The organism is Sphingobium sp. BS19 (assembly GCF_027925545.1).
Lineage (GTDB): Bacteria > Pseudomonadota > Alphaproteobacteria > Sphingomonadales > Sphingomonadaceae > Sphingobium.
Genome location: NZ_BSEF01000001.1, coordinates 483353 through 490141 on the forward strand (window position 1 = coordinate 483353; position 6789 = coordinate 490141).

The 6789-nt window shown below is 58.7% G+C and carries 7 protein-coding genes; all 7 read right to left on the reverse strand.

All coding sequences use genetic code 11. The annotated features are described in order from the left end of the window. Positions 1–11: 11 nt before the first annotated feature. The 7 genes from QMG56_RS02380 to QMG56_RS02410 all read right to left on the reverse strand — a co-directional run bounded on the left by QMG56_RS02380 (position 12) and on the right by QMG56_RS02410 (position 6712). Entirely contained in the window at positions 12–1025 is a 1014-nt protein-coding gene (locus QMG56_RS02380; protein ID WP_281820944.1) for a HAMP domain-containing sensor histidine kinase, read from the reverse strand. Beyond that, positions 1025–1705 (reverse strand): response regulator transcription factor, encoded by a 681-nt coding sequence (locus QMG56_RS02385; RefSeq protein ID WP_281820945.1) that lies wholly within the window; start codon positions 1703–1705, stop codon positions 1025–1027. The genes QMG56_RS02380 and QMG56_RS02385 overlap by 1 nt, the downstream gene beginning before the upstream one ends. 363 nt (positions 1706–2068) lie before the next feature. Beyond that, entirely contained in the window at positions 2069–3223 is a 1155-nt protein-coding gene (locus QMG56_RS02390; RefSeq protein ID WP_281820946.1) for an MFS transporter, read from the reverse strand. Positions 3224–3296: 73 nt separating this feature from the next. Beyond that, positions 3297–4445, reverse strand: coding sequence for an aldo/keto reductase (locus QMG56_RS02395; protein WP_230188402.1), 1149 nt, complete (start codon positions 4443–4445; stop codon positions 3297–3299). A gap of 36 nt (positions 4446–4481) precedes the next feature. After that, a complete protein-coding gene (locus QMG56_RS02400) occupies positions 4482–4832 on the reverse strand; it encodes a TIGR04076 family protein (protein WP_281820947.1) in 351 nt (116 codons plus the stop codon). 48 nt (positions 4833–4880) lie between these two features. Beyond that, on the reverse strand, positions 4881–5948 hold the full coding sequence (locus tag QMG56_RS02405) for a TonB-dependent receptor (protein ID WP_281820989.1): 1068 nt from the start codon (positions 5946–5948) through the stop codon (positions 4881–4883). 3 nt (positions 5949–5951) lie between these two features. Beyond that, positions 5952–6712 (reverse strand): IS5 family transposase gene (locus QMG56_RS02410; RefSeq protein WP_156028742.1). Its coding sequence is split into 2 segments (ribosomal slippage): positions 5952–6379 and positions 6379–6712, totalling 762 coding nucleotides; the frame shifts between segments, so codons are not numbered across the junction. Between the last annotated feature and the right edge of the window lie 77 nt (positions 6713–6789).

A 6789-nucleotide genomic window follows, 5' to 3' on the forward strand; every position in this document is an offset into this window, starting at 1 on the left:
GCTGACGGCGATCAGGTGCTTGGAAAAATAAGGCGCAGTTCCCGCTGATCCGGATCGGTGACCAGCCGCCCGCCATGCGCTGCCATGATCCGCGCGACGATTGCGAGGCCGAGGCCAGCGCCGCTCGTGCTGGCGTGATCGGCGCGACGCAGGCGTTGCACGAGGACGTCCAGCCGCTCAGGAGACAATCCGTCGCCACCGTCCCGTACAGCCAGTTCCCTCGGCTCATCGGCGCGGACCACGACCGGGACGCCCTGCTGCGTCACGCGAAGGGCGTTCTCGATCAGGTTGCGCAAGGCCGCCGCCACGGTCTCGCGTCGTCCCAGGATAACGTTCTGCCCTTCGCCACACAGCTCGATGGTTTGGCCGTTCGCAAGGGCCGCGGGCGCCAACTGGGCTACCACGTCGCCCGCCACTTCGATCAGGTCGACCGAGGCGGGTGGGAGATGCGCTGCCTGCTCGGCATCGATCTGTGCAAGCAGCATGAGCTGGTCGATCAGCCGCCGCATGGCCGCAACGTCGAGGCGCAATTGCGCCGCCTGTGCGCCCTCTAGCCGGTCCAGCTCGAGCGAGAGCAGAGTCAGCGGTGTACGCAGTTCATGAGCGATATCTGCGGCAAAAGCCTCGTGCAATGCTGCCGCATCGTCAACGCGCGTCAGTAGCGCGTTGACCGCCCGCGCAAAAGGCTGCGTTTCGAGCGGCAGGCTCTCGGACTCGATTCGCACACCGCGCGCTTCGCCCCCCGCCGCATCGATTTTTTGCGCAGCCCGTCCCAGCGGCTCGACCGCGCGGCGGATCGCCCACCGCCCCACGACAGCCATCGGTATGGCGAGCAGAAGCATCGGGATGATAACATGCTCGGTGAGTTCATGGATGACGATCCGGAGCGCCGCTTCGTCGGATAGCTCGGCGAACGAGATGCGATATTCGATGCCGATAAACAGCAGCAGCAGCAGCGCGCCGACCACCGCAACAATGGTAAGGCTCCGCGTCAGCCGACCCAGGATCGAGTTCGGCTGGGTCATCAATCCGTCCCGGCGTCGCGCAGCAGATAGCCGACGCCTCGCACCGTATGCAGTTGATTGTCCGCGCCGCCTTCATCGAGCTTGCGACGCAGGCGCGAGACAATCGCCTCCAGCGCATTGGGGGTCACAGCTTCATCGAAGCAATAGAGTGCCTCCTCAATGGTCTGGCGGCGCACCACCTGTCCTGCGCGGCGTAGAAGCAGCTCAAGCAAATCAGCCTCCCGGCGCGCGAGATCGAGCGGACGATCATTCGCCGATGCCGTCCGGCTGGCGGTGTCGTAGCGTATGGACCCGACTTTCAAAACCGGCTCTGCACGCCGTCCGGGCCGGCGAAGCAGGGCGCGCAGTCGCGCCGCCAGTTCCTCAATGGAAAAGGGCTTGACTAAATAGTCGTCCGCGCCGGCATCGAGGCCGTTGACCCTGTCCTCGAGACCTCCGCGCGCAGTCAGGATGAGCGCGGGAGGTTCGCCAGAAAGTTGGCGCGCACGCAGCCAGTGCAGACCATCACCGTCGGGCAAACCGAGATCGAGTACGATGGCATCAAAGGTCGCGACGGTCAGAGCGATATCGGCGTCGGCCAGACAGCGGGCGATGTCGCTGCGATACCCGCGCGAGCCTAAGCCGTCTGCGATCAGCATCGCAAGCCGCTCATTGTCCTCAATCACCAGCAGTCGCGTCATTTCGATCCTTCTCCACTGGACCAGATAAAGTCCATGGGAGCCAATGGGTCCAGCTTCAACACACAAGACGCATATCTTATGGCGATAACGGCTGACCAAAGCCTGACAGAGAAAAACGAACCCAGATTACTGCGGAGAATGCGATGATCTTTACCTGCCTCCGAACATGGTGGTTCAAGGTAGATAGCATAACGTCATTCGAAGCATCCTCCTGTGGTACTTCTGCTCAAAGCCGCATCCGTCGTCCCAAGCCCGCCGCCAAGCAGATCAGGGATGACGGAAAGGATGACGGATTTTTGCGGCTTCGGGTGAGAAGGGAATGACGCCCGGGCGCTACCGTATCTCTGTGTCCCAATAATGCACTTAGGCCCCTTTACGGCCATTCCAACGTGCGGCCGGGTAGACAAAGGCAAACAGCATTGCTGCGATGATGAGCACCGGTGCGAAGCCGCCATGTTCCGCGACGGGGGCGGCCAGGGCCGGCCCGAGCGCTAGCCCCAGCATCTGGAGTGCAGCGGCGCGTTGAATGATCCGCGGATCGCCTGCGCCTGCCACGGCCGCAACGGCCATCAAAAGTGGCGTCATAAGGTTTGCCGCGCCGTTGAACAGCACAACGCTAAAGCTATAGCTCATTGCGGTCACGTGCCCCAGCAAAGCGAGAAGGGGCACGACAGATGCGATTGTTCCGCCAAGCAGCAGCGCGCGTTGGCTCACTCGCCCGGACAACCAAGCCATGCCGAACGCGCCCAGCATGCCGGACACTTGCGACACGGCCAGTCCTGTCGCCACTGCCTGGTCCGGCACGCCAGCCGCAGTGCCGATAAGGCCAAGATACGCCCAGACCACGCCTTGGCCGAGAAAGAAAATGGCGACCGCAGTTAAGGCAAGGATCACGGTACGCTTGTCATGGGCAGCCGGCGCCGCATTGACCGTGCCTAGCATGCTGTCCTCGATAGCGGAGCGGGCGGGGAGGGTGCCTAACAGCAGCAACGGCAAGATCGCAATCAGTGCCAATGCCGCCAATATTCCACTCAGACCTACCGCTGCTTGTGCCGATGGCAGGATGAAGACGCCAACCGCGCCATAACCCAGTACAGCCATGATCAAATAACCGAAGAGTTTTTCAGGATTGCGCGCCATGCCGACAACCGAATAGCCGATCGAGATCAGCACGCCAGCGCCCAGACCCGCGACAGCGCGCGCAGCCATGAACTGCACGGCGCTATGCGCGAAAATGGACAACAGGTCTGCGCCCGCAAGGACGAGAGCCGAGAGCACGACCGCAACCCGCCAGTCGAGCCGATGCCCCACCGCAGCCGTTGCGATCGTGGCAATCGCAATACCGAACATTTCGGCAGAAGCGATATAGCCCGCCCATGCCTCCGTGAGATTCAGCGTCGAGACTAGGACCGTGATGAAGCCCGGCTGGATGATGAAGACCTGCATTCCCGCAATCACGAGGGCCATGCCAGCCGCCATCAGCCCGCGGTCATTCAGCCGCGTATTTTCCAAGCCCATCGTTCAAGCCCCCCATGCATATCCCGCGACCTGCTCTCTTTAAGGCATCTGGTGCCTCAGGCGTCCTTCCGGATCAATGCTGTCCGGCAAGGAGATGATGGCCATAAGGTTCAGCGACACCCTTAACTTCGCGTGTCTTGACTACCAGTCGCCCATCTTCGACATCGAAATAGTCTGCATCCAGATTTTCGATCGCATCTCGATTTTCGATACGGTCGAGATCATAGCAGTCTCCCGCGGGGCCGGTAGAGCGCGCAAATATGCTGCGGAGCGCGGCCTTGTCATCGGCATCGAGCGCGAAGTCGAACAGCTTCACATTCTCTGCGATGTGCCGGCTGTGTCGGGCGCCCTGGATGATTGCGGCAACGCCCTGCTGCTCCAGAACATAGCGGCTGGCGACGGCCGGGATTGAAACGCCATGTTTGTTAGCGATGACGTCCATCGCGCTCAGCAGCTCCTGAAACAGCGCCCAGCCTCCGAAATCGACGACGATGCGATAATATTTATCGAGCGACACATTTTCGAAGGATGGTTTTCCAGGATCGGGAATACCCATCCACTTCTTGCTGAACAGCCCGCCGCCAATGGCGCCGTAGCAGACGAGATGGACATTGTTCGCCGCGCAATATGCTCCCATGCCATTTTCCGCGCGGCGGTCCGTCACAGAATATTGCACCTGGTTCACGACCACATCGACACCGGCGTCCACCATCTTCTTCAGTTCGGCGACATTATAGTTGGTGCCGCCGATATGGTGGATCTTGCCCGCCTTCTTGAGGTCTTCGAGGATCATCGCCGTCGCGACATTGCCTTCGGTACCATAATCCCACCAATGCAACTGGACGAGATCGAGCCGGTCTATCTTGAGGCGTTTGAGCGACCGGTCGATCACCGCCTCGACCTTGGCGCGTGTCTGCGTGCGCAGTTCTTCTTCTTCAAGGAATGCCGGAATATATTTGGTGTGGACGGTAATCGCGCGCGCGGCGTCGGCACCCCGTTCGCGGCGGAAGCGCTCGATGAAATTACCGATCCGTTCCTCGACACCGTAATAGATGTCACCACAATCGAAGGCAGTAATGCCTGCGTCGACGAACTCGGCCATATGGTCGAACATCGCATTGTCATCGATGGCGGCATTGTGGTCGTCCGCGATCTGCCAATTGCCCTTGATGATACGGGGCGTATCGAAATCGGGGCGCAGTTGAATGCGTGGGATGGTCATAATTTCAAGTCCTTGCCGATATACATTGTTCGACTTTCAATTTCCGCTGAGGGGCACAAGGGTTTGTTCGGAATGGCGATAGGTTCGCAGTTCGCCCCGCGTAATGCGAAAGCGCCCCCCGCAATAGGGATCAGGACAGGCGATCACTGCATCCGTCGCCATCCAGTCATTTGGGCTGAGTATCCGCTGTTTCGCGGGAAGAAGCGGTAAGATCGCTGCCAAGGGATAAAGCGGGAATTTGACGCCGGGTGGAAAGCTAATGAGGTCATCGTCCGTCAATGTGAAATAATCACCCTCGTTATGACGACAGACCATTGGCTTGTCGTCATCACTCTTGAAGACTTCGACTTTGAGATCGTAGAGTTGATATTCATCATCGTGATTCATAGGACTGGCTTTCATTTGAAAATTATCATCCCGCAAGCCGGCCGCGTATCAAAAGCGGACTGTCGCGGTGAGTTCCCAAGTACGGGGCGCGCCATAGATGTAGAGGTTGTAGCCGGAGGAAGAGAAGTCGAACGCCTCGGAGCGGTAGACATGTTCGGTAATGTTGCGCACTTGCGCCGCCAGTTCCCAACGATCGTCTACATCTGCGAGGGAAATGCGCGCATTGAGGAGAGCATATCCATCTTGTGACAGCAGAGGGTTGTTTGAGGTGCTGAAGAACACGCCGGACTGGTAATGCGCGTCGGTTTGCAGTCCGACCTTCATACGTCCCTGATCGACCGGAATATCATAGCGGACCAGGATATTCCCGGTAGCCTTCGGGGCCATGACCAGCCGGTTTCCGCTGAAATCTACGCCGCCATCGCTGACGAAATCCTTGATCTCGGTATGCAGCAGTCCGCCACCAAGGTTGATGGTCAAACCTTTGACCGGGCGCAGGGAAAGTTCACCCTCGATGCCGTAAATCTCGGCTCGACCTGCATTGGTCAGCACCTGAATCGGGATACCGCCTGCACTTTCGAACGTGTAAAGCTGGATGTCCTTATAATCGTAATAAAAGGCTGCGGCATTGAACGTGATGCGCCGGTCAAGCAGCGAAGATTTGAAACCTACCTCATAGGCAAGCAGGCTTTCCGGGCGGAAGGGCTTGAGCTCCGGCTCGGAAAAAACGAGCGCGCCATTATAGCCGCCGCTCTTGTAGCCTTTGCTGAGGCTCGCATAGAGCAAGATGTCGTCAGCAGGCTTGTAGTTCAGCCCAATTTTTCCAGAGAAACTGTTGAATTTTACCTTGTCTGCATAATCGTCGACCAAGGGTATCGTGAAACTGCCTTCATCGAACGCGACGGTCGTACGGATCGCGCGATCTTCCTCGGTATAGCGCGTGCCCAGCGTCAGTTCGATCTTATCGGTCAGATCATATCCCACATTAGCGAAGCCAGCATAGCTGTTCGACTTCTGGGTGAGCGACTGATCGACGAGGAAGGGTGTATAGCCGCTAGGATTGGCCCCATCGGGGTCAAAGCCACCGGGGAAACCGAAGGATTCGACTAGGGTCAGGACTCATTGATTGATCCAGAATATAACGGTCGCGGCGATGCAGATGGCGGACATGAAGGTATGGGCGCAACGATCGTAGCGCGTGTGGATGCGCCGCCAGTCCTTGATCCTGCCGAACATATTCTCGACTTTGTGCCGCTGTCTATAGAGCGCCGTGTCGTGTGGAATGGGCACTTTCCGGTTCCCTTTTGACGGGATGCAGGCCGTGATCTTGCGGTCGGCCAGTGCCGCGCGGAACCAGTCGGCGTCATAGCCCTTGTCGCCCAGCAGGACCTTTGCCTTCGGGAAGGCATCGATCATCAGTGCAGCGCCCTTATAATCGCTCATCTGCCCTTCACTGAGCAGCATGATGAGCGGTCGGCCTTTGCCATCGCATACGGCATGTAGCTTGGAGTTCAGGCCGCCTTTGGTGCGTCCGATACGTCGGGGAACATCCCCTTTTTAAGCAGGCTTGCCGCCGTCCGGTGTGCTTTCAGGTGGGTTGCATCGATCATCAACTGGTCGGGCTTGCCGCCCTTTGCTGCCAAGCCAGCGAAGATTTTGTTGAACACGCCGAGCCTGCTCCAGCGGATGAAACGATTGTAGATCGTCTTGTGTGGGCCATACTCCTTGGGCGCGTCGCGCCACATCAGCCCGTGCTTGATGACGTAAATGATCCCAGACACTATCCGCCGATCATCCACTCTTGGCACCCCATGAGACAAGGGAAAATACGGCTCGATCCGGCGCATCTGCGCCTCACTCAGCAGAAACGGAACATCCATCGGCAGCGCCTCCTAACGCTGCTATTGAATCAACCCATCACCCAATGCGCAAGCAATTTAACAGGTCCTGACCCTAG